Annotated in this window: 20 protein-coding genes; 15 read left to right on the top strand and 5 right to left on the bottom strand. The window is 72.6% G+C overall.

Annotation, left to right across the window (positions count from 1 at the left end):
- The first annotated feature begins 289 nt into the window (after window positions 1-289).
- The 4 genes from ACIQJT_RS26265 (at window position 290) to ACIQJT_RS26250 (ending at window position 5,560) form a co-directional block, all read left to right on the top strand.
- Window positions 290-910: an SRPBCC family protein gene (locus ACIQJT_RS26265; RefSeq protein ID WP_402647397.1), complete on the top strand. Its 621-nt coding sequence runs from the start codon at window positions 290-292 to the stop codon at window positions 908-910.
- Window positions 911-972: 62 nt separating this feature from the next.
- Window positions 973-3,285: an FdhF/YdeP family oxidoreductase gene (locus tag ACIQJT_RS26260; RefSeq protein WP_402647394.1), complete on the top strand. Its 2,313-nt coding sequence runs from the start codon at window positions 973-975 to the stop codon at window positions 3,283-3,285.
- A gap of 95 nt (window positions 3,286-3,380) precedes the next feature.
- Entirely contained in the window at window positions 3,381-4,448 is a 1,068-nt protein-coding gene (locus ACIQJT_RS26255) for a hypothetical protein (RefSeq protein ID WP_402647391.1), read from the top strand.
- A gap of 2 nt (window positions 4,449-4,450) precedes the next feature.
- Complete coding sequence (locus tag ACIQJT_RS26250) at window positions 4,451-5,560, top strand: hypothetical protein (protein ID WP_402647388.1); 1,110 nt, start codon at window positions 4,451-4,453, stop codon at window positions 5,558-5,560.
- Window positions 5,561-5,859: 299 nt separating this feature from the next.
- Here the strand turns inward: ACIQJT_RS26250 and ACIQJT_RS26245 are convergent, their stop codons facing one another.
- Window positions 5,860-6,294: a MarR family transcriptional regulator gene (locus ACIQJT_RS26245; protein WP_402647385.1), complete on the bottom strand. Its 435-nt coding sequence runs from the start codon at window positions 6,292-6,294 to the stop codon at window positions 5,860-5,862.
- Window positions 6,295-6,482: 188 nt separating this feature from the next.
- Here ACIQJT_RS26245 and ACIQJT_RS26240 point away from each other — a divergent pair, with 188 nt between their 5' ends.
- From ACIQJT_RS26240 to ACIQJT_RS26210, 7 genes are all read left to right on the top strand, one after another.
- Complete coding sequence (locus ACIQJT_RS26240; RefSeq protein ID WP_402647382.1) at window positions 6,483-7,655, top strand: PP2C family protein-serine/threonine phosphatase; 1,173 nt, start codon at window positions 6,483-6,485, stop codon at window positions 7,653-7,655.
- Window positions 7,656-7,790: 135 nt separating this feature from the next.
- Window positions 7,791-8,690, top strand: a complete 900-nt coding sequence (locus tag ACIQJT_RS26235; protein WP_402647379.1) for an STAS domain-containing protein — start codon at window positions 7,791-7,793, stop codon at window positions 8,688-8,690.
- On the top strand, window positions 8,687-9,112 hold the full coding sequence (locus tag ACIQJT_RS26230; protein WP_365460830.1) for an STAS domain-containing protein: 426 nt from the start codon (window positions 8,687-8,689) through the stop codon (window positions 9,110-9,112). The genes ACIQJT_RS26235 and ACIQJT_RS26230 overlap by 4 nt, the downstream gene beginning before the upstream one ends.
- Window positions 9,112-9,555, top strand: a complete 444-nt coding sequence (locus tag ACIQJT_RS26225) for an anti-sigma regulatory factor (protein ID WP_365460957.1) — start codon at window positions 9,112-9,114, stop codon at window positions 9,553-9,555. The genes ACIQJT_RS26230 and ACIQJT_RS26225 overlap by 1 nt, the downstream gene beginning before the upstream one ends.
- Entirely contained in the window at window positions 9,552-10,637 is a 1,086-nt protein-coding gene (locus tag ACIQJT_RS26220; protein ID WP_402647375.1) for a SpoIIE family protein phosphatase, read from the top strand. Before ACIQJT_RS26225 ends, ACIQJT_RS26220 begins: the two co-directional genes overlap by 4 nt.
- Window positions 10,621-12,483, top strand: coding sequence for a PP2C family protein-serine/threonine phosphatase (locus ACIQJT_RS26215; RefSeq protein WP_402647372.1), 1,863 nt, complete (start codon window positions 10,621-10,623; stop codon window positions 12,481-12,483). Before ACIQJT_RS26220 ends, ACIQJT_RS26215 begins: the two co-directional genes overlap by 17 nt.
- The gene (locus ACIQJT_RS26210; protein ID WP_402647369.1) at window positions 12,461-13,648 is read left to right on the top strand and encodes a PP2C family protein-serine/threonine phosphatase; all 1,188 of its coding nucleotides are present in this window, start codon (window positions 12,461-12,463) and stop codon (window positions 13,646-13,648) included. Before ACIQJT_RS26215 ends, ACIQJT_RS26210 begins: the two co-directional genes overlap by 23 nt.
- A gap of 8 nt (window positions 13,649-13,656) precedes the next feature.
- Here ACIQJT_RS26210 and ACIQJT_RS26205 read toward each other — a convergent pair whose 3' ends face one another.
- Complete coding sequence (locus ACIQJT_RS26205) at window positions 13,657-14,160, bottom strand: MarR family winged helix-turn-helix transcriptional regulator (RefSeq protein ID WP_402647366.1); 504 nt, start codon at window positions 14,158-14,160, stop codon at window positions 13,657-13,659.
- A 414-nt stretch (window positions 14,161-14,574) separates the two neighbouring features.
- Here ACIQJT_RS26205 and rph point away from each other — a divergent pair, with 414 nt between their 5' ends.
- Window positions 14,575-17,172, top strand: a complete 2,598-nt coding sequence (gene rph, locus ACIQJT_RS26200) for a rifamycin-inactivating phosphotransferase (protein ID WP_402647363.1) — start codon at window positions 14,575-14,577, stop codon at window positions 17,170-17,172.
- A gap of 54 nt (window positions 17,173-17,226) precedes the next feature.
- Here the strand turns inward: rph and ACIQJT_RS26195 are convergent, their stop codons facing one another.
- Genes ACIQJT_RS26195 through ACIQJT_RS26185 form a run of 3 tightly spaced genes read right to left on the bottom strand, consistent with a single transcriptional unit; the run spans window position 17,227 to window position 19,657 of the window.
- Window positions 17,227-17,565, bottom strand: a complete 339-nt coding sequence (locus ACIQJT_RS26195) for an STAS domain-containing protein (RefSeq protein WP_402647360.1) — start codon at window positions 17,563-17,565, stop codon at window positions 17,227-17,229.
- Window positions 17,562-18,854 carry a PP2C family protein-serine/threonine phosphatase gene (locus tag ACIQJT_RS26190; RefSeq protein WP_402647357.1) on the bottom strand — a complete coding sequence of 431 codons (1,293 nt, stop codon included), beginning with the start codon at window positions 18,852-18,854 and terminating at the stop codon, window positions 17,562-17,564. Before ACIQJT_RS26190 ends, ACIQJT_RS26195 begins: the two co-directional genes overlap by 4 nt.
- 2 nt (window positions 18,855-18,856) lie before the next feature.
- The gene (locus ACIQJT_RS26185) at window positions 18,857-19,657 is read right to left on the bottom strand and encodes an alpha/beta fold hydrolase (protein ID WP_402647713.1); all 801 of its coding nucleotides are present in this window, start codon (window positions 19,655-19,657) and stop codon (window positions 18,857-18,859) included.
- Window positions 19,658-20,279: 622 nt separating this feature from the next.
- Between ACIQJT_RS26185 and ACIQJT_RS26180 the strand changes: the two genes are divergently transcribed.
- The 3 genes from ACIQJT_RS26180 (at window position 20,280) to ACIQJT_RS26170 (ending at window position 22,733) form a co-directional block, all read left to right on the top strand.
- Window positions 20,280-21,485, top strand: a complete 1,206-nt coding sequence (locus ACIQJT_RS26180; protein WP_402647354.1) for a globin domain-containing protein — start codon at window positions 20,280-20,282, stop codon at window positions 21,483-21,485.
- 174 nt (window positions 21,486-21,659) lie between these two features.
- The gene (locus ACIQJT_RS26175; protein WP_365460812.1) at window positions 21,660-22,226 is read left to right on the top strand and encodes a hypothetical protein; all 567 of its coding nucleotides are present in this window, start codon (window positions 21,660-21,662) and stop codon (window positions 22,224-22,226) included.
- Window positions 22,227-22,277: 51 nt separating this feature from the next.
- Complete coding sequence (locus ACIQJT_RS26170; protein WP_402647351.1) at window positions 22,278-22,733, top strand: universal stress protein; 456 nt, start codon at window positions 22,278-22,280, stop codon at window positions 22,731-22,733.
- Window positions 22,734-22,790 lie beyond the last annotated feature (57 nt).

The raw sequence follows: 22,790 nt of genomic DNA, 5'->3' as shown, positions 1-22,790 counted from the left end.
TCGGACACCGCGTCACCGCCACGGCCCGGCTCAGGGCGGAAGTCGGACCAGCCCGGGGGGCCCGCACGCGTCGACACCCGGTCCGAACCGCGGCTCCTCGTCCGCAACCCGCCGCCAGAGTTCCAGGTCGACGGCGAGGCCCTGCGCCTCGCGACCCCGCACCGCCCGGAACGCCGACCGCATCGGGACGACTCGAAGACCCCGATGCGGGAACCGGTAGAGGAGCCCTGACGCACACAGGGGCCTGGGGTGCCATGCCCCCGGCGCCCGCCCCGGAGGAGAGGCCACGATGGTGCCTGAACACGACTCCCAGCAGGCCGTCCCGAACCCGCCGGGGATGCGCCCCGACGCCGACGGCGTCACGCGCCGCCGTCCGCTGCGCAGGCGGCACGTGGAGGAGACGGTCGAGGTCGCGGTGCCGGTGCGGACGGCGTACAACCAGTGGACGCAGTTCAAGACCTTCTCCCGGTTCTCGCACGTGGTGCACGACGTGGAGCAGGTCAGGCCCACCGTGACCGCCTGGACCATCGGCTTCGGGCCGCTGCGCCATCGCTTCTCGGTGGAGATCGTCGAGCAGGACCCCGACGCCTACCTGGCCTGGCGTGGCCTGGAACTGCGCCCCTCCCATCAGGGCGAGGTCGAGTTCAGGCCGACGGAGTCGGGCGGCACGGCCATCACCGTCCGGATGCTGCTTCAGCCGCGCGGAGCCGCGAAACGGCTCACCGGGTCCTCCAAGGTCGCCCAGGTGACCTCTCGGCTGGTGCGCCGCGAACTGCAGAACTTCAAACTGTTCATCGAGGGCCTGGGACAGGAGGGCGGGGCCTGGCGCGGCACCATCCGCAACGGGCGAGTACAGCACGACCACCCGGAACCGCCGAGGAGCCGGGTGGCCCAGTGGCCCGTCGGCTGACCGGCGTACCGGACACGCAGGACACAGCGGCGAGCCCGTCGCGGCAAGAGAAAGGCGATGCGATGCAGAACCCGCCCGGCGAGGAGCCGGAGACCACCCTCTCCGTGACACCGCCGAAGAAGTGGGCGGCCGGGGTGCCCGCCGTCGTGCACGCGCTGGAGTACTCCCTGGAGCAGACGTCCCCGCGCCGGACCGGGGTGGACCTGCTGGCCATGAACCAGGTGGGCGGGATCGACTGTCCCGGCTGTGCCTGGGCGGATCCGGCCCCGGGGCACCGCCATCGCAACGAGTACTGCGAGAACGGCGCCAAGCACATCAACGACGAGGCCACGAAGCGCCGGATCACCGCCGACTTCTTCCGTGAGCACAGCGTCTCCGACCTCGCGGCACGCTCCGACATGTGGCTCAACCAGCAGGGCCGGCTCACCGAGCCGATGATCAAGCGGCCGGGCTCCGACCACTACGAGCCCACGAGCTGGAACGACGCCCTGGGCGTGATCGCCGAGGAGCTCACCTCGCTGTCCTCGCCCGACGAGGCCGTCTTCTACACCTCGGGGCGGGCCAGCAACGAGGCCGCCTTCGTGCTCCAGCTCTTCGCCCGGGCCTTCGGCACCAACAACCTGCCCGACTGCTCCAACATGTGCCACGAGTCGAGCGGCTTCGCCCTGAGCGAGACGCTCGGCACCGGCAAGGGCACCGTCAGCCTCGACGACCTCCACCACGCCGACCTGATCTTCCTGGTCGGGCAGAACCCCGGCACCAACCATCCGCGCCAGCTCTCCGCCCTGGAGGAGGCCAAGCGCAACGGTGCCCGCATCGTGGCGGTCAACCCGCTGCCCGAGGCCGGGCTGCGGCGCTTCAAGAACCCGCAGAAGGCTCGCGGGGTCATCGGCCGCGGCACCCAGATCGCCGACCGCTTCCTGCACATCAAGCCCGGCGGTGACCTCGCCCTCTTCCAGGCCCTGAACCGTCTGCTGCTGGAGGCCGAGGACGCCCGGCCCGGCACCGTCCTGGACCACGACTTCATCGACGCGCACACGTCCGGCTTCGAGGAGTTCGCCGAGCACGCCCGCACCGTCGACTGGGACGACGTGCGCGCGGCGACCGGTCTGACCCGCGAGGAGATCGAGAAGGTCCACGACGAGGTCCTGCGCAGCGAGCGCGTCGTCGTGTGCTGGGCGATGGGCATCACGCAGCACAAGCACGGGGTGCCCACCATCCGGGAGATCGTCAACTTCATGATGCTGCGCGGCAACCTGGGGCGGGCCGGGACCGGCGTCTGCCCGGTGCGCGGGCACAGCAACGTCCAGGGCGACCGCACCATGGGCATCTGGGAGCAGATGCCGGACTCGTTCCTCGACGCGCTCCAGAAGGAGTTCGGTTTCGACCCGCCGCGCCCGCACGGACTCGACTCGGTGAACTCGATCAAGGCGATGCGCGAGGGCCGCGTCAAGGTGTTCCTCGCCCTGGCCGGCAACTTCGTGCGCGCCGCCCCCGACAGCGAGGTCACCGAGGAGGCGATGCGGTCGTGCCGGCTGACCGCCCACATCTCCACCAAGCTGAACCGGTCGCACACCGTCTGCGGTGACACGGCGCTGATCCTGCCGACCCTCGGCCGCACCGAGCGGGACGTCCAGGCCGACGGCGAGCAGTTCGTCACCGTGGAGAACTCCATGAGCGAGGTGCACACCTCCCAGGGGCGCCTCGAACCCGCCTCGCACCTGCTGCTGAGCGAGGTCGCGATCCTCTGCCGGCTCGCCCGCCGCACCCTCGGCGGCAACCCGGACATCCCCTGGGACCGGTTCGAGGGGGACTACGGCACCATCCGCGACCGCATCTCACGCATCGTGCCGGGATTCCACGACTTCAACGCCCGCGTGACCCGCCCCGGCGGCTTCCAGCTCCCCAACCCCGTCAACGAGGGCGTGTTCAACACGTCGGCCGGCAAGGCGCTGTTCACCCGCAACGAGCGAGTGGTCCCCAAGGCCCCCGCGGGACATCTGCTGTTGCAGACCCTGCGCTCGCACGACCAGTGGAACACCGTCCCGTACACGCTCGACGACCGCTACCGCGGCATCCACGGCAGCCGCCACGTCGTGCTCGTCAACCCCGTCGACCTCGAAGGACTCGGTCTCGCCCAGGGCGACCGCGTCGACCTGGTGAGCGTCTGGGCGGACGGCACCGAGCGGCGCGCCGAGAACTTCGAGGTGGTCCCCTACCCGGCGGCACCGGGTTCCGCCGCCGCCTACTACCCCGAGACCAACGTCCTGGTGCCGCTGGACAGCGTCGCCGACATCAGCAACCAGCCGACGTCGAAGGGCATCGTCGTACGCCTGGAGCCCACGTCGGACCGGGCGGCCACCACGTCCGTCTGAGGCGTGCGCCCGGGCCCACGATCGGCCGGATGACGTCTGTCCACGGCCCGGTGAAGGCCAATAGCCTGTGCGGCCTTCGCGTACTGGGAGGTCTCGTGAACGGGCTCCGTGCGGTCGTCGTCTGCCTCGTGATCACCTGCGCCGCGCTGGTGTCGCCGGCCGCCGCCGTGACGCCGGGCCGGGGCGCGACGCCGGGCTGGGCGGCGCTGACCGTGCCGGCGGCGGCACCGCCCGTGGCCGTGTCGGACCTCGCCGCGCGCGGACCGGGCGAGGCGTGGGCGACCGGGTACGAGCAGGCATCCGACGGGGCCATGCCGCTGCTGTACCGCTGGGACGGCACCGCGTGGAGCCGGGACACCGCCTTCCCCGGCGCCGGTGAGCCGGGTTGGCTCGGCGAGGTGCAGTTCGTCGGCGCGGAGACATGGATCCTCCACAACCGCGCCGGCGAGGGCGAGATCCTGCGCCGGTCGGCGGGAGGGTGGAGCACCGTCCCGCTGCCGCAGACCCTGTGGACGTACCAGGACTTCGCGGCGGTGCCCGGGGCCGCCTGGGTGGTCGGAGAGGACGACACCGGGCTGAGGGTGCTGCACTACGACGGCTCCCGCTGGACCGCGCAGGCCACCCCGGACGGCGTGCTGTACCTGATGGGCGTCACCGCGCGCACCGCCACGGACGCCTGGGCCTGGGCGGACACCAGAACCGGGACGACCGTCCTGCACTGGGACGGCACGGCGTGGCGGGACGCGGGGGTGCCCCTGCCTGCCGACAGCAACGTGCACACCCTGCTGCTCGAACCGTCCGGCCGGATCACGATCGGCGGCAGCCAGTACACCGACGGCGTCGCCCGCACCTACCTGACGATCTTCAACGGGCGGGCCTGGCGCACCACCCACCCGCCGCTCGGCGACACCCACACCGAGGCCATGGTGCGCGGCCCGGACGGCGCGCTGTGGCTGCCGCTGCGCAGCGACCGCGCGTTCCAGTCCAAGTACGCGCGGGTGGACGGCCCCCGCACCACCTTCTCCTACGGCCCGGAGCGCGCGAACGCGATCGACGTCCGCCCGCGTGCGCTGGCCGGGGCGGGGGCGGCCCTGCTGTCCTTCGGCACGGTCGAGGTCTACGGCTCGAAACCGAACCTGATGAGTGAGCGGCTGGGAGGCTGACCATGGCACGCAGACTGTTCGTCGCCGCCCTCGCTCTCGCCATGACCCTGCTCGCCGTGATGGGCTCGGCCGCGGCGGAGCCCCTGTCCTGGCAGCACGTGCCGGTCCCGGCCGGGGTCCGCCCGCAGGCCGCGCTCAACGAGGCTGTGGCGTTCGGCCCGGACCTGGTGTGGGCGGTGGGCGCCGACGCGGTCGGCCGCGAGGCGCCGGGCTTCCCGCTGGTGCTGCGCTGGGACGGAAACGCGTGGCGCCGCCAGAACCTGCCCGGGGCCGGCTGGCAGGGCGAGCTGCTGTCCGTCGCCGCGACCTCACCGGCCGCGGTCTGGGCCGTGGGCCGCGACGCGGCGGGCGGTGCCCGGCTGCTGCGTTTCGACGGCGTCGCCTGGTCCGAGAGCCGGCCCCCGTCCGGTGTGGTGCTGACCGGAGTCGTCGCGGGCGGCGGCGAGACCTGGCTGATCGGTTCGCGGGACGGCGCCCAGGTCCTGCTGCGCCGGGACGGACGCGCCTGGCGGGACGTGCCCGTACCGCCGGGAGCGGTGTACGGCCTGCACATCAGGGCCGCCGACGACGTCTGGGCCGCGGGCGCCGCCGACTCGGGTGCGGCCGTGTCCCACTGGGACGGGCAGGGCTGGCGGCAGACGATCGTGGACGGCTTCCCGCGGTCGGCCGTGGGCAGTGTGCTGGCCGTCTCCGCGACCGAGGTGTGGGCGGGCGGCACGGCCGGGTTCGTGGGCGGTCCTCCGGGCCGGCCGATTCCGCCGCTGCTGGTCCGCTTCGACGGGCAGACGTGGAGCAGGGTGACCGTGCCCACCGACTTCGGTTCGGTCACCTCGCTGGCGGCCGACGCGTCCGGCGAACTCGCCTGGGTCTCGGTGGCCCGCTCACAGAAGTGGGGCCCGCCGGGCAGCACGCCGCCCCTCGTGCCCGGGCCGGACTTCCTGGCCTGGAACGGACAGTCGTTCACCGAGTACGGCGAGCCGGCGGTGGCCGGAGAGGGCGACTCCTGGACGCTGCGCCTGGCACCGGTGCCGGGCACGCGGACGGTGTGGTCGGTCGGCCGCGCCGCCGGTCCCGAGGGCACCTTCGCCCCCCGCGTCCTGCGCTTCGGCTGACAGGCGCGAAGCGAAGCGCAAATCCATCACCCTTCCCTCCAGGGCTCCGCGCATGCACGGTGTCCCTCGATCGAGAGACATACGGCACACCCGCCGAGGAACTCGGCGCGACGGGGTAACCGAGTTCAGGTAAGGGCGTCGGAGGCACTGTTGCCGTCCGACAATGGAAGCCAGGAAGCAGCACAGCGGCCGTGTCGTACGTACGGGGAAGGACCTGGAATGTTCCGGTGGGCGGAGAGCGCTCCGTGTGCTGGTCACCCGAGTCGAGAGGTGGCAGGGACGCCGACGCGCTCGGCGGTTCAGGCGGTCCGGCTGTCGGAGCCGGCCTCGTCGTCGTGCGTCTGCGCCGCCGCGGCGGCGCAGAACGCCTCCAGTCCTTCCAGCAGCGCGACCCGCTTGGCGGCGGGCATGTCCGCCAGCACGGTCTGCAACTCCCTCTCCCTGCGGGCCCGCAGGTCGACGAGGAAGGCGCGGCCGCGGCCACTGAGATGCAGCCGCACCTCACGTCTGTTCTCCTCGCACACGACCCGCTCCACGAGCCCGGCCGCCACCAGCCGGTCGCACAGCCGGCTCGTGGCCGGCGGGGTCGAGGCGAGGAACTCGGCGAGGGTGCGCAGGTTGATGCCGTCGTGGTGTTCGAGGATGTACAGCACCCGAAGCTGCGACGCGGAGGTGGGCGCGATCGACGCCCGGCCCCACACGACTTCCAGCAGCTCGACGGCCGTCGTCGTCACGCGTGCCACCTCATCAGGCTCGGAGCGGCGGCGGAAGGCAGTCACGATCACACTCTCGCAGGCACTGGGGTGCCTGCCAGCGTACTAGGCGCGTGCGCCGACCACACAGGACGGGGCTCGTCGAAGCGGGCCCACCACGTGAGGGAGACCCGTACGTCGTCCCGCGAAGGACAGGTGTTCACACCATCATGAAGAGATTTCTGGCCGCTGAACGCGCTCTGCGCACAGCGGCCCCCCACGAGTTGCTCGACGCCGTCCGCGCCGTACTGGTCGAGGAGTACGGCGCGGAGGACGTCGAGCTGTTCATGGCCGACTACAGCCTGCGGGTGCTTCAGCCGGTCTCGGTGCTGCCGCACACGCTGGAGCCGGTGTCGGTGCACAGCAGCGCGGCGGGCCGGGCCTTCGGTGCGCAGAAGCCGTACCGGGAGGACCTGCCCGACGGGCGGACGCGGCTGCACCTGCCGGTCAGTGTGCGCGGCGACCGGCTCGGCGTGCTGTCCGTCACTCTGTCCGACAGCGAGGCCGCACGGCGGTGGGAGTCGGAACTGGCCGACATCGCCGGCGTGCTGGGCCACGAGGTGGTCGTGGCGGAGCGCGACACCGACGTGTACCTCCAGGCCCGGCGCAAGGACCGGCTGACCCTGGCCGCGGAGATGCAGTGGCAACTGCTGCCCGGCCGCGCCTGCTCCCGCCCCGAGTACGAGCTGGGGGCCCAACTGGAGCCGGCGTACGCGATCTTCGGTGACAACTTCGACTGGTCCGCCACCGCCGACCATCTGATGCTGTACGTCACCAACGGCATGGGCGAGGGCATAGAGGCCTCCCTGCTGACAAACCTGGCGATCAACGCGCTGCGCAACGCCCGGCGCGCCGGGCTGTCCATCGCCGACCAGGCGGCCCTGGCCGACCAGGCCGTGTACGCCCACTACCGGGGGCGGTGCTACCTGTCCGTCCTGCTGTTCGACTTCGATCTGGCGACCGGCCGGGCGAGCGTCGTGGACGCCGGCTCTCCCCAGCTGCTGCGGCTGCGCGGCGGCACCGTGGAGCGGGTGGACTTCGACGCCCAGCTCCCCCTCGGCATGTTCGAGGAGACCGACTACGTCGCGCAGGAATTCCACGCCGAGCCCGGTGACCGGCTCGTCTTCGTCAGCGACGGGGTCCACGCCGTGGCCTCCCCCAGGGGTGAGGCGTACGGTGAGGCGGCTCTCGCCCGGGCCATCCACGCCACCCGCCTGCTGCCCGCGGCGGAGGTGCCGCGCGCCGTGCTGCGTGAGCTGACCGGCCACCGCGGCGAGTCCATACCGGACGACGACGCGCTGATCGTCTGTCTGGACTGGCACGGAAGGCCGCAGTTCGGCTGACCGGCGGCTCTGTCCGGTGGCGGCGGGGGCATGTTGTTCACCGCCACACGCACGCGTTAACGTTTGCCATGCGGCAATAATTGCCTCATGGCCTGACCGCTCGGCGGGCCGTACGGGCTCGCAGGCAGGGAGACGATGCAGGTGGCGGAGCACGACACGGCCCTCGAGACGGCGAAGGAGCTGGGCGCCTTCCTGGAGCGGCGTCGTGAGCAGATCGCCCAGCGCTGGGCGGACGCCGCCCTGTTCCGCACGGTCTTCACCGTCTCCCGGGACGAAGCGGTCGAGGCGTGCAAGGCCGTGGTGGACGCCCTGGCCGACGTGGCCCGTTCCGGACGGCTGGAGGACGTCGACGCCCCGGGCTTCGGCCCGGCCCGCGACCAGCTCGGACGGATGGCCGCGGCCCGGTCCCGGGCCGGGTTCACGCCCGTGCAGATCGCCGCCGAGGTGGCGGGACTGCGCGAGCCGGTGACCGCGCTGCTGCTCGCCGAGTTCCAGGACGCCGGCGACGAGGCGCGCGCGACCGCGTGCGCCCAGGCGCTGGCGGTCCTGACGGCCACGCTCCGCCTGGTCATCATGGAGACCACGGTGAGCGCGGGCGAGGAACTCATCGCCCGCCAGCGCCAGCAGTTGCTGGAGGTGGCCACGCCGGTCATCAAGCTGTGGGACGGCGTCGTCGCCGTACCGCTGATCGGGACCCTGGACAGCGCCCGCAGCCAGGTCGTGATGGAGAGCCTCCTGGAGGCCATCATCGACCAGCGGGCCGCGTACGCCATCCTCGACATCACCGGCGTGCCGACCGTGGACTCGCTCGTGGCCCAGCACCTGATGAAGACGGTCGCCGCGGCCCGGCTGATGGGCGCGGAGTGCATCGTCTCCGGTATCCGTCCGGCCATCGCGCAGACCATCGTCCACCTCGGCATCGACCTCGGGTCGATCATCACGCGGGCGGGGCTCGCCGACGCGCTGGCCTACGCCCTCGGCCAGCAGGGCATCGTCGTCTCCCCGCGCCCGGTGACGGCGGCGGGCCCGCGGTGACCGGTTTCCTCGCCGCGCACTCCGGCCCGGGCCCGGTACCGGTGCTGGCGCTGGGGGACGTCCTGCTGGTCACCCTGCAGGGCGAGCTGCACGACGGGGCGGCCGAACAGCTCCAGCACGACATCTCCCAGCGGATCGCGTCCGGTCCGATGCCGGTGAACGGCGTCGTGATCGACATCTCCGGGGTGGACATCGTGGACTCCTTCCTCGGCCGCGTCCTGGCCGAGATCGCCGCGAGCGCACGCCTGATGGCCGCACGGACCGTGCTGGCCGGAATGCGTCCCGCCGTGGCCATCACCCTGGTCGAGATGGGGCTCACCCTGCCCGGCCTGGGGACGGCCCTGAACGTCGAGAAGGCCCTGGCCCTGCTGGGCCGCGCCACCTCGGCAGCTCCGACCGCACACCCGGAAGAGGGTGCATGATGCATGCCCCCATCACCTCCACCACGCGTCTGCCCATCGGCTCGGACGCAGACCTGGCCTGGGTCCGACAACAAGTGCGTCAGACCGCTGCCGAACTCGGATTCAACCTGGTGCAGCAGACGAAACTGGTGACCGCGGCCAGCGAGCTGGCGCGCAACGCCCTCGTCCACGGAGGCGGCGGGCACATGGAGATGACGGTGCTGGCGGAAGGCGCCCACAAAGGACTGCGACTGTCCTTCGTCGACAAGGGCCCCGGTATCCGTGACGTCGAACTCGCCATGACCGACGGTTACACCACCGGCAACGGCCTGGGCATGGGCCTGAGCGGGGCCAAGCGCCTCGTCCGGGAGTTCGCCCTCGACACCCGCCCCGGCGAGGGCACCACCGTCACCATCACCGACTGGGTCTCCGGCCTGCCCGGGCCGCGTACAGGTGCCTCTTGAGCAGGGTCTGGGACATCCCCGTCCAGGACAGCACCCGGGTGCGGGACGTGCGCGTCGCCGCCGAGGCCGCCTGCGACCGGGCGGGGCTGGACGCGCACGCCACGGCGGTCGCGGCGCTGGTCGCGACCGAGCTGGGCACCAACCTCGTCAAGCACGCCGGCGGGGGCCGTGTCGTCATCAACCTCACGGCCCCCGCCGACACGCTCGCCGCGGACGTGCCCTGCGTCCAGATCGTCTCCCTCGATCACGGGCCGGGCATCGACAATGTCGCGGCGGCCATGCGCGACGGTCACACCACCGCGTCCTCCTCCCTCGGTGCGGGCCTGGGCACCTGTCGGCGCGTCTCCAGCGAGTTCGACCTGCACAGCAGACCGGGGCGGGGCACCGTCGCGGTCGCCCGCATCACCCCGGCGCGGTCTCCCGGCGGCCCCCGCCCCCGGGAGGTCCGCTCACGCACGGGCACCCGGGCCGGCGGGATCACCACCTCCCTCGCCCATGCCGAGCACTCCGGGGACGCCTTCAGCCGGGTGCGCTCCGGCCGGCGCCTCACCCTGATGCTGGTGGACGGCCTCGGCCACGGGGACAAGGCGGCCGAGGCCTCCACCGCCGCCGTGGAGGAACTGCGCCGGTGCGCGGACCTGCCGCCCACCGAGATGTTGCGGCGGCTGCACGCCGCGCTGCGGGCCACGCGAGGCGCGGCCGTCGGCGTCGCACAGCTCGACGAGGAGGCCGGCCGGCTCTCGTTCGCCGGGGTCGGCAACATCGGCGCCCGGCTGCGCGCCGACGGCGAGTGGCAGCCCCTCGTCTCCCACCCCGGCATCGTCGGGGCCCACTTCCCCGCCACCGTGCCCCTGCGTGAGAGCGCCTGGACCCCGGACAGTCTGCTCGTCCTGCACAGCGACGGGCTCCCCAGCCGCTGGGTGCCCCCCGCCGACCCACGACTCGGCACCCACGATCCGGCCGTGGTGGCCGCGGTCGTCCTCAGGGACGCCGGAAGCGCCGCCCGGCCGTTGCGCGACGACGCCAGTGTGGCCGTACTGGCCCCTGACCCCCGGACGGACCCGCATGACCGCACCCCCTGACGTCTGGAAGATCGCGTCGGTCGCCGACGCCGCCCGGGCCCGCGCCGCCGTCGACCGCATCGCCACGGACGGCGGGGCGCCGACGCTGGACCGGGTCCGCTTCCTGACGGCGCTGACGTCACGCCTGCGCCACTGCGTCGGCCAGGGCGGCGAGTGGGAACTGCGGCTCCAGGTCCGGCAGTCCGCACCCGGAGAGGCCGTCCGGCTGGAGCTGTCCCTGACGCCGTCGGGCGACGGCGAGCCGGGCCCGCGGGACGAGACGCCCGCACTCATCTGCTCCCTGGCCCACCCGCCGCTGAGCACCGGCCGCCGTGTCCCCGCCCCGTTGTCGCAGGCCCTGCTCGGCGCCGACGAGAACACCGCGGCGGTGCTGCGCCTGCTCGACGAGCAGGAGAACCTGGTCCGGCTGCACCGGGAGGAGCTGCACCACACCAACCAGGGCGTCCTGGCCCTGCACGCCGACCTGGAGGCAGCGGCACGCGCTCAGCGCGAACTCCTCGAAGCCGAGCGGACCGCGCGCACAGCGGCGGAACGCGCCCGGCGCCTGCTGACCTTCCTCGGTGACGCCAGCGCGGCCATCACGTCGTCCCTCAGCCACACGGCCATCCTGCGCCGCCTCTCCGACATGCTGGTGCCGGAGTACGCGGAGCGCCTCGACGTCTGGCTCTTCGACGAGGAGGAGTACGAGGAACACGACGAGCACCCGAGGCCGGTCGGGGAGCACTCGGCGGCCGCCGTGGCGGCCGCCCGCACGGGCCGTCCCCAGCACGCCGCCGCCCATCCCGGCGGCCTTCCCGGCGTCGACGACCTCCCGCCCTCCGCCCTGTCCCCCGAGCGGCCGCTGCTGGCCATCCCCCTGGTCGCGCAGCGCCTGCTGGGTGTCCTCACCCTCACCGCCCCCGGTCCCCGCTTCGACGAGGACACCTCGATGATGCTGATCGAGCTCGGCCGCCGCGTGGGCGTCGCCCTCGACCACGCCCACCGGTACCAGCAGTCCCGCAACACCGCCGAAGCCCTCCAGCGCGCCCAGCTCACCGAGCTGCCCACCCCGCCGGGACTGCTGCTCGCCGCGCGCTACCTCCCCGCCACCTGGGGCATGAACATCGGCGGCGACTGGTACGACGCCTTCCTCCAGCCCGACGGCAGCCTGCTGGCCGTGATAGGGGATGTCACCGGTCACGGACTGCACGCCGCCGTCGTCATGGGCCAGTTGCGCACGGCCCTGCGCGCCTACGCCGTCGAGAACGCCACCCCCGGCGAGATCCTCACCCGACTGCACCGCATGCTCGGCCACCTCCAGCCGGACCTGTACGCCACCGCGCTGATCGCCCGCTTCCGGCCCGGCGAACCGGAGGTGGTCTGGGCCTCGGCGGGTCACCCGCCCGCCGTGGCGCGCGCCGCCGACGGCACGGTGCGGGTCCTCGACGCCAAACCCGGCGTCATGCTGGGCATCCCGCTGCCCTACGTGTACCGGGACCACCGGGCCGACCTGCCCCTCGGTTCATCCCTGGTGCTGTACACGGACGGCCTGGTGGAACGCCGGGGGCAGGGCATCGACCCCGGCATCGGGCGCCTCTGCCGCGCCCTGGAGGCGCTCGGCACGCCGGAACTCGAACAGGACCTGGACGCCGCCGCGGACGCCCTGCTCAAGCCCCTCCTGTACGACTCCGAGCGGGACGACGACGTCTGCCTGCTGCTGTGCCACACCGTGGCCACGGCCGAGCGGCCTCGGCAGGCGGACCCCTCCCCCGCTGACCCCCGCGGCTCCGAACCGCCCGACAGCCCGCCCGCGCACGGTAGCGTGAAGGAATCAAGGCGAGAGGGTGGATTCCGTGAAAGCGTCTGAATCACAGCAGTCGGCGGAAGCCCAGCTCCGTGCGGCCCCGCCGCACGCGCTGGTCGCCACCGCTCACCGTCTGCTCGCCGAACGGCTGGGCGCCCGGGAGGTGCGCCTGCTGCTCGCCGACTACGGCCTGGCCGTCCTGCAACCGGTGACGCACCTGCCGCAGACCGGCCCCGCGGTCTCGGCCCACGAGGGACCCGCGGGCAGCGCCTTCCTCACCCAGAAGCCGGTGCTCGAACTCCTCGACGACCCGGCGGGCAATCTGGTCCACCTGCCCATCACCGTGCGCGGCGACCGCCTCGGCGTCCTGTCCGTGCACCTGCCGGCAGGCGCCGTCGACCCGCACACCGTGCTCCAGCTCAGCGAGTTCGCCACGGCCCTCGGCCACGAGGTCACCACCGCCGGCCGCGACACCGACCTCTACCTCCAGGCCCGCCGCACCCGTCGGATGACCCTCGCCGCCGAGATGCAGTGGCAGCTCCTGCCCGGCCGGGGCTGCGCCCGCGAGGAGTACGTCATCGGCGCGCACCTGGAACCCGCCTACGCCATCGGCGGCGACACCTTCGACTGGTCCACCGGCGCCGACCACCTCGTCCTGACCCTCACCGACGGCATGGGACAGGGCATCGACGCCTCGCTGCTCGCCGGCCTCACGACCGGCGCCCTGCGCAACGCCCGCCGCGCCGGCATAGGCCTCGCCGACCAGGCGTGCCTCGCCGACCAGGCCGTCTACGCCCAGTACGGCGGCAAGGCGTACGCCTCAACCCTGCTGCTGCGCTTCGAGCTGGCCACCGGCATCGTGCAGGCGGTCGACGCCGGCTCCCCGCAGCTGTTCCGGCAGCGCGGCGGCCACACCGAGCAGATCGAGTTCGAGGCTCAGATGCCGCTCGGCATGTTCGAGGAGACTATTTACACGGAGCAGACGTTCCAGGTGGAGCCCGGCGACCGTCTCATCGCCGTCAGCACCGGTGTGCACGGCACCCGCTCCGCGACCGGCGACCTGTTCGGCGAGCGGGTCCTGCGCCAGATCCTGGGGGCCACCCGTACCGCGCCGCCCCATGAGACGGCCCGCGCGGTGGTCTCCGGCCTGATCGAGCACTTCGGCAGCAAGGACCTGCTGTCCGACGCCGCGGTGGTCTGTCTGGACTGGCACGGCCGCCGAGGCTGACGGCCGGGTCAGCCCCGGGGGCCGTCGCCCTCCTTGTCGCTCTGGTCCTGAGCGCTCAGGAACGCCCGCAGCCCTCCGCTCAGGGCCGACCTCTCACCGGGCCCCATGGCCGCGAGGACCGCGGCGAGCGCCTGCGACCTGCGCGCGGCCACCTCGTTCAGGACCTGCCTCCCGCGTCCGGTGAGGACGATCTGCACCTCGCGCCGCCGGTGCGGATGCAGCAGGCGCTCCAGCAGACCGGCCGCCTCCAGCCGGTCGCACAGCCGGCTCGCGGTCGGCGGACCTATGTCCAGGCTCTCGGCCAGCGCGGTGAGGTTGAGGCCCGGTTCCGACTCCAGCACCCGCAGGGCTCTGAGTTGGTGCGGCGACAGCCTCAGGCTCGCGCCCTGGGCGGCCACCGACCACAGGTTCGCGAGACCGTCCACGGCATCGGCGATCTCCAGCGCGACGGAGAGTGGGTCGTCACCCGGTCCGCTCGACTGGTCGTCCCCCGAGCCACTGAGACGAGTCACACACCCATCGCTTTCAGTAATTGCTTGGCCATGTAGATACCACCCTCATTCAAACGCGGTACCCGATGCCGCGTCGACCAAGCACATGGCTCGCTCCGGAGGAAGGCAAAAGGAAAAGGCAAGGAGAGAATTCTCCTTGCCACTACTCAACTTATAGCGCGACGGGGGGCTTGCGGCAAGCCCCCCGTCGCGGCGCAGAATCGTCCGCCGAGGCCACAACCTGCGGAAACAGGGGGAATGACGTGTTGTTGTCGACGTCTGGTGCGCAGCGCCCAGGAGGGCGGAGCGACCGACCGACTCGTCAAGGGGAAGGCAACCGCGGATGACGACGTGCTCGACCAACGGTTCGACCGACCTGCACATTCGATCGGGCACCGCAGTGCAGCACGGCACGGCCGCCTCGGAGGTGTCGCGATGACCGAGCGGTACGTGCTGGACCTTCAGGAGATCGACGAGAGCCGGCTCGCCGTAGCCGGCGGCAAGGGAGCACATCTGGGCAGTCTGTCGCGGATCGAGGGCGTCCGCGTACCGGCGGGCTTCTGCGTGACGACGGACGCCTACCGGCGGGTCGTGGCGCAGGAGCCGTCGATCGCCGCGCAACTCGACCGGCTCTCGCGTGTGAGCCCGGACGACCAGGAGGCGATCCGCACGCTCAGCGCGGAGATCCGCCGGACCGTCGAGGAGATCGCCGTCCCGGACGACCTGGCGCGGGAGATCACCCTCGCGCTGCGCCGTTCCGGTGAGCAGGTCCCCCACGCCGTCCGCTCCAGTGCGACGGCCGAGGACCTGCCCACGGCCTCCTTCGCGGGCCAGCAGGACACCTACCTGAACGTGGTGGGCGCTGCGGCGGTCCTCCGGCACGTCAGCCGGTGCTGGGCGTCCCTGTTCACCGAGCGGGCCGTCACCTACCGCCGGCGCAACGGCGTCGACGACCGTACGGTCCTCATGGCCGTCGTCGTGCAGCAGATGGTCTTCCCGCAGGCGTCCGGCATCCTGTTCACGGCCGACCCGGTCACCGGCAACCGGACGGTCGCCACCGTGGACGCCGGCTTCGGCCTCGGCGAGGCCCTGGTGTCCGGCCTGGTGAACCCGGACGTCCTCAAGGTGCGGCACGGCGAGGTCGTCGCCCGGACGATCTCCGCCAAACAGCGCGAGGTGCGCGCACTGCCGGCCGGCGGCACGCAGGAGGTGGCCGTCGACGCGCGGCGGCAGGAGGAGCCGGCCCTGACGGACGCGCAGGCGGTCCGGCTCGCCGAGCTCGGGCGCCGGATCGAAGCGCACTTCGGCCGCCCGCAGGACATCGAATGGTGCCTGGTCGACGACGACTTCCACATCGTGCAGAGCCGGCCGATCACGACGCTGTTCCCCGTCCCCGAGAGCGGCGACGAGGAGAACCACGTCTACGTCTCCGTCGGCCACCAGCAGATGATGACCGACGCGATGAGGCCCCTGGGCCTGTCCATGTGGCAACTGACGGCCATGGCGCGGATGCACACGGCCGGCGGGCGGCTGTTCGTGGAGGTCACCGAGCGCCTCGCCACGCCCGCGAGCCGCGCCGCCCTGCTGGAACTCATGGGCAGGGGCGACCCGTTGGTCCGGGACGCCCTGGAGACGGTCCTCGACCGCGAGGACTTCGTCCCGTCGCGCCCGGACACGCCTGGCGGCGGGGTGCGGGCCGGCGGGCCCCCCGAGCCGGTCGAGACCGACCCGGCCGTCGTCACGGGACTGATCGAGCGCAGCCAGGCCTCCATCGCCGCCCTGCGGCGCGAGGCCCGGACCAGGTCCGGCCCGGAGCTGTTCGACTTCCTGCTGGAGGCCTTCGAGGAGCACAAACGCGTCCTCACCGATCCGCTGAACTTCAAGGCGATCATGGCGGGCATGGAGGCCACCTGGTGGCTCAACGACAAGCTGGAGGAGTGGCTCGGTGAGAAGAACGCGGCCGACACACTGACCCTGTCCGCCCCCGGCAACGTCACCTCGGAGATGGGACTCGCGCTGCTCGACGTCGCGGACGTGATCCGTCCGCATGCGCAGGTGGTCGACTTCCTGGCGGGCGTCGAGGACGACGGTTTCCTCGACGAGCTGGTGAAGCTCCCGGGCGGGACCGAGGCCCGGGACGCCATCGAGGCGTACCTCGACCGGTACGGCATGCGCTGCGTCGGCGAGATCGACGTCACGAGGCCGCGGTGGAGCGAGCGCCCCAGCACGCTCGTCCCGGTGATCCTCGACAACGTCCGGAACTTCGGGCCGGGCGCGGCCCGGGAGCGTTTCGAACAGGGACGGCGGCAGGCGTCGCGGAAGGAGCAGGAGGTACTGGAACGCCTGCGGGCGCTGCCGGACGGGGAGCGGAAGGCCGCCGAGACCAAGGACATGATCGACCGGGTCCGCACCTTCATCGGCTACCGGGAGTACCCCAAGTACGACATCATCAGCCGCTACTTCGTCTACAAGCAGGCGCTGATGGCGGAGGCCGAGCGCCTGGTGGAGGCGGGTGCGCTCGCCGACCGGGACGACGTCTTCTACCTCACCTTCGAGGAGTTCCGCGAGGCCGTGCGCTCGAAGCAGGTCGACGACCGGCTCGTTCGGCAGCGCAAGGAGGAGTTCCGCGTCCACCAGGCGCTCACCCCGCCCCGGGTGCTCACCTCGGACGGTGAGGCCCTCAGCGGGGCGTACCGGCGCGACGACGTGCCGGCCGGCGCCCTGATCGGCCTGCCGGTCTCCACCGGGACCGTCGAGGGGCGGGCCCGCGTCATCCTCGACATGGCGGACGCCGACCTGGAGGCGGGCGACATCCTGGTCACGACGTTCACGGACCCGAGCTGGTCGCCGCTGTTCGTCGGCATCGCGGGCCTGGTGACGGAGGTGGGCGGCCAGATGACCCATGGCGCGGTCATCGCCCGTGAGTACGGCCTGCCGGCCGTCGTGGGCGTGGAGCAGGCCACCCGGCGGATCCGGGACGGCCAGCGGATCCGCGTGCACGGAACCGACGGGTACGTCGAGATCCTGCCCTGACCGCCGGGGGCGGAGCCGGGACCGGCTCCGCCCCCGGCACACGTGCGGCCGGGCTCAGGCGCTGGTGGCGGTCTCGCTGTCGGGGTGGATGGTGAAGATCTGGTCGAGGCCGACGATGCGCAGGACGCGCAGGATGTTGGGCGGTACGGCGGCCAGGGCGACGTCCGCCTGGACGGCCTGCGCGGTACCGCGCGCGGCGATCAGGGCGGTGATGCCGCTGGAGTCGCAGAACTCGAGTCCGCTCATGTCCAGGACGAGGCACTGGCCCGGCCGGAGGGACAGGCCGCCGAGCACGGACTGGAGTTCGGCGACGTTGGCGTAGTCGAGTTCACCGAAAATCTCCATGACGGGACCGGTCGCGGCATCTCGGGTAGTGATCTTCAGCTTGCTCATCGTTCGTTTCTCGTCCGGGGGTCGCTGGCGGGGACACCGATGGCGAGCAGGGCGGTGTCGTCGTCGAGGCCGTCACCGAAGCCGTCCAGAAGACCGGTCAGGGCCTCGACGACGGCGTGCGGCGGCTTGCCCGCATGAGCGGTGACGAAGGCGAGCAGTGCTTCGTCGCCGTAGCGGCCGGTGCGGTCCGGGCCGGTGCGGGCTTCGGTGAGGCCGTCCGTGTAGAGAAGGAGCGTGTCGCCGGCGCCGAGGACGGTCCTGGCGTCGGTGAAGGGCGCGGAGGGCAGGATGCCGAGGAGCAGGCCACCGGGGGTGGGCAGGAACTCGGCTGTGCCGTCCGCGCGCAGGACGATCACCGGGGGGTGGCCGCCCGCCGCGAGGTGGACGGCCAGTTGCCCGGTGTCGGGATCCGGTTCGAGGGTGCCGAAGACGGCGGTGCAGTAGCGGGGGTCTCCGCTGCCGGCGTAGCGCTCGTGGAGCACCGTGTTGAGGGTGTTCAGGGTGGAGACGGGGTCGGGGTCGTGCAGTGCGGCGGCGCGCAGGGTGTAGCGGGTCAGTGAGGTGAGCGTGGCGGCCTGGGGTCCCTTGCCGCAAACGTCGCCGAGGAAGAACCCGAAGCGCTTGCCGTCCAGGGCGAAGACGTCGTAGAAGTCGCCGCCCAACCGGTCGGGCGAGGCGGTGTGGTAGTGGGCGGCCGTCTGCACGCCGGGTACCGCGGGCAGGCTGTCCGGGAGGAGCGACTGCTGGAGCACGGCCAGCGCCTCCTGCAACCGGGCGCGGTCGGCCTCCGCCTGCCGGCGGGCCTCCTCGGCCGCTGCACGGCGGCGCAGGAGCTCCTCCTCGTAGGCGCGGCGGTCCCGGGCGTCGAAGACCGTGGTGCGGATCAGCAGGGGCTCCCCGGTGGTGCCGTGCTTGATCAGGGAGGACACCAGCACGGGTATCCGGCCACCGCCGGTCTGCTTCATGTCGAGGGCTATTCCGCTGATCTCGCCCTGCATCCGCAGCAGCGGCGCGAAGTGCGTCTCGTGGTAGAGCTTGCCGCCGACGGTCAGCAGGTCGGTGAACCGCATCCGGCCCACCACCGCCTCCCGCTCCAGTCCGAGCCAGCCCAGGAGAGTGCCGTTGATCTTGGCGATGGTGCCGTCCATCAGCGTGGACAGGTAGCCGCAGGGGGCGTTCTCGTACAGGTCCTCGGCTCCGTCCTCCAGCAGTGCGGCGAACGCCGCGTCAGGGCCCGCCCCGTCGGCGTCGGCGTCCTGGGGGTCGGGCTGCTGGTCGGCACGGCACATCATCACAGGCTCGCGAGGAAGTCGACGATCGCCTGGTTCGTGGCCTCGGGCGCGGACAGGTGGGGGCAGTGGCCGGTCGCGTCGAGCGTGACCAGGGTCGAGCCGGGGATCGTGCGGTGGACGAAGGCGCCGACCTCCCGCGGGGCGATCGCGTCCTGGGCGCACTCCAGCACCAGCGTCGGCACGCTCACACCCTTCAGGTCGTCCCTGGAGTCCGACAGGAAGGTGGTCCGGGCGAAGACGCGGGCCATGTCCGGGTCGGTGGCGCAGAAGCTGTTCCTGAGTTCGTCGCCGAGCTCGGGCCGGTCCGCGTTGCCCATGATCACCGGGGCCATCGCGGTCGACCAGCCGAGGTAGTTCGCCTCCAGCGAGGCGAGCAGTTCGTCGATGTCCTCGGCGCTGAACCCGCCTCGGTAGCCCTCGTCGTCGATGTAGCGCGGGGACGGAGCGATCATCACCAACGCTCCTATCCGCTCGGGAGCCATGCCGGCTGCCAGTACGCCGATCATCGCGCTGACCGAGTGCCCCACGAACACCGCGTCACGCAGGTCGAGCGCCTCGGACACCTCGACCACGTCCCGGGCGTACCCGTCCAGGGAGGAGTACCGGTCCTCGGAGAACGCGGAGGCGTCGGAGCGGCCGGAGCCCACGTAGTCGAACAGCACCACGCGGTAGTCGTCGGCCAGGGCGGGCACCGTCAGCCGCCACATGTTCTGGTCACAGCCGAAGCCATGGGCCAGCACCACCGTGCGTCCCTGCGGGTTGCCGGTGACGGTGACATGGTTTCTGCTCGTGATGTCCATACCCGACAGTCTCTCAGCCCTGTCCCGGCACTGCGGCACCCCCTCCGCACGGCCCTTCAGGAGAAGGGCCGTGCGGAACGCCCCCGGGGTCATGGCGGGGAAGTCCGGATCGAGGCCGGGTCGGCGTGGTGGGCCCAGCAGGGCGCAGTCCACGTCCACCACTGCCTCCACTGTCCGCACCAGGCGTACCGCGACGGGCACGCCCGAGGTGTCCCGCACCTCGACGCACACGGTCACGAGACCGTCGCGCACATAAACGGTCCGGGGCGCCGTCGCGGAAGTCCCGTTGGGCAGCAGGTCGGCCTCCGACACCGAGGTTCAGCGCCCCCCGTCGAGACCACGCGAGAGAGAGCGGCATGGGCGTAGGTGGCCGACCGGCCCGGTCCAGTGGCCGGGCCGTGAGGCCCACGGCCGCGCTGGGCCGAACGGCCCTGGTCGCGGACCGTTCGGTCCCGTCTCGTGGCGGTGCACCGGGACCTTCGTCCCGACCTCGGCGCCGAAGGTCCCGTGCCACTCCTCCAGGGCCGGAAACGACCGTAAATGCCGGAATTCCTGTTGCTATACAGGGGCCGCCGCCCCACGACCGGCGGCCCCCGATTCCCCCGCTCCCCTGGGAGACCGCATGCTGTCCGCCGAGTCCGCCGCCCTCGTGAAAGCCACCCTGCCCGCCGTGGCCGGGGCTCTCGACGAGATCACCACCCGGTTCTACGCCGCGATGTTCCGTGACCGGCCCGAGCTGCTGGACGGGATGTTCAACCGCGGCAACCAGGCCAGTGGCGCCCAGCGACGGGCGCTGGCCGGTTCGATCGCCGGGTTCGCGACTGCCCTGCTCGCCGAGCCCGGCACCCGGCCGGACGCGCTGCTGGCGCGGATCGCCCACAAGCACACGGCGGTCGGCGTCACCGACGACCAGTACACGATCGTCCACAAGTACCTGTTCGGCGCGATCGCCGAGGTCCTCGGCGATGCCGTGACACCGGAGGTGGCCGCCGCCTGGGACGAGGTCTACTGGCTGATGGCCGGCGCGCTCATCGCCCAGGAGGCCCGCATCTACCAGGAGGCCGGTGTGGAGCCGGGCGCGACGTGGCGGCCCTGGACGGTGGTCGAACGCCGCGAGGAGACCGCGGACGTGGTCTCCTTCCTGCTGCGCCCGGCCGACGGACGCCCCGCCCCGGCGGCACGGGCCGGACAGTACGTCAGCGTCCGGATGCGGATGCCGGACGGCGTGCGCCAACTGCGCCAGTACAGCCTGTCCGGGGACCCCGGCGGTGAGCTGCGCCGCATCACCGTCAAGCGGGCCACCGGCGCCGAGGGCGCCCCCGACGGCGAGGTGTCGGACCTGCTCCACCGCACGGTGCGGCCCGGGGACGAGCTCACCCTGTCCGCGCCCTTCGGCGATGTCGTCCTCGACGAGGCCGACACCCCGCTGGTCCTCGTCTCCGCCGGCATCGGCTGCACCCCCATGGTGGGCATGCTGGCCCGGCTCACGGCGACCGGCTCCACCCGCCCCGTCCTCGTCCTGCACGCGGACGGCTCTCCGGACGAGCACGCCCTGCGCGCCGAGACCCGTGAGCTGACCGGCCGACTGCCGCGGGCGCGGCACCTGTTCTGGTACGAGCGTCCCGGCACCGCCGAGCCCGACGCGCGCGCCGGACTGATGGACCTCGACGGAGTGGAGGTGCCCGTCGACGCCACCGTGTACCTGTGCGGTCCGCTGCCCTTCATGCGCGCGGTCCGCACCCAGCTGCTGGAGCGGGGTGTCCCGCCGCGTGCCATCCGTTACGAGGTGTTCGGCCCCGATCTGTGGCTGCCGGGAACGACTGCCTGAACCGGACGGACATGCCCCGGCCGGAGGCCGGGCACCCGCCTGGCAGTGGGCCGAACGGCCCACCCGGCGCCGTGCACGGGTCCGGGCGGCCCGGTGACGGTGTCTGCCCGGTTCATGTCACCAGGCCCGGGACCTGCCACCGTCGCGGACGGAGCATCTGGAGGAGGCTCGGGCATGGGCGGGACGTGGTTCTGGCGCTGGCGGAGCAACCCGTTGCGACGCCGGGACGACATCGTCGAGGCGTGGATCGTCCTGGCGGTGTGGACGGTGATGGCCCTGGGCGGTACGGCCGCGGGGCTCGCCGCGACGCACACCGCCGACGAGGTGTTCGCACGGCAGCGCGCCGAACGGTTCCCCGTCGGCGCGGTCCTGCTCACCGACGAGTCGCAGCGCACCTCGGCGGTCCGCCCGGGGAGCGGCCGCTCTCTGGGGGCGGTCCGCTGGAAGGCTCCCGACGGCTCGGTCCGCACCGACTGGACACTCGTCGACACCGGGCTGAGGGCCGGAAGCCGTGTCATGCTCTGGCAGAACGGTCAGGGCACCCTCGTCACCGCTCCCCCGAGCACCCGGGAGGCCGCCGTCGAGGCGGGTGTCGTGGGCGCGCTCGCGGGCCTGGCCCTCGCCGGTGCCGTGCACGCCGCCGGAACCCTGGCGCGGTGGCGGCTCGACCGGCGGCGGGTCGAGGCATGGGGCCGTGAGTGGGACCTGGTCGGCCCGCAGTGGGGGCGTCGGACCATCTGACGTGTACCGGAGACGGCCCGGCCCTCCATCACCTGGCAGGGAGACACGCTCATGCAGAAGCCCTCGCACCGTTTCGCCGAGATCGTGCTCGGTGTGGACGCCCGCGATCCCGCCGAGGCCGTCGTCCGCCTCGCCTTCGACTGGGCCGCGCTGTGCGGCGCCCGCCTGCGCGCCGTCCACGCGTGGCGGTACCCGTCCTGCGCGGCCGAACTGCCCTTCGGCGTACCCGAGGAGGACCGCGGGGCGTGGGAGGACCACGAGGTGCAACTGCTGTCCGACGCCCTGCGGCCGTGGCGTGCGGAGTATCCCGAGGTGCCCGTCCTGGAGGACGTACGACACCTGCCGCCGGCCGAGGCCCTCGTCCGGCAGTCCGCGGACGCCGAGCTGGTGATCGTGGGCCGCGGCCGCGACGGTGAACTCGGCACCGTGGCACGGGACGTGCTGCGGGAGGCCGCGGGTCCCGTCCTCGTGGTGCCCGTGCAACGCCGGGCCGCGGCCGTCCGGTAGACCGCCGGGCCATGGTCGGCCCTGACATCGCGAGGGCCGAACGCCCCCTGCGCGGGC

Source organism: Streptomyces sp. NPDC091972 (assembly GCF_044756385.1).
In the GTDB taxonomy this organism is placed as follows: Bacteria; Actinomycetota; Actinomycetes; order Streptomycetales; family Streptomycetaceae; genus Streptomyces.
The sequence above is the reverse complement of the archived record's forward strand: the minus strand, read 5'-3'. Positions and strand labels throughout refer to the sequence as shown.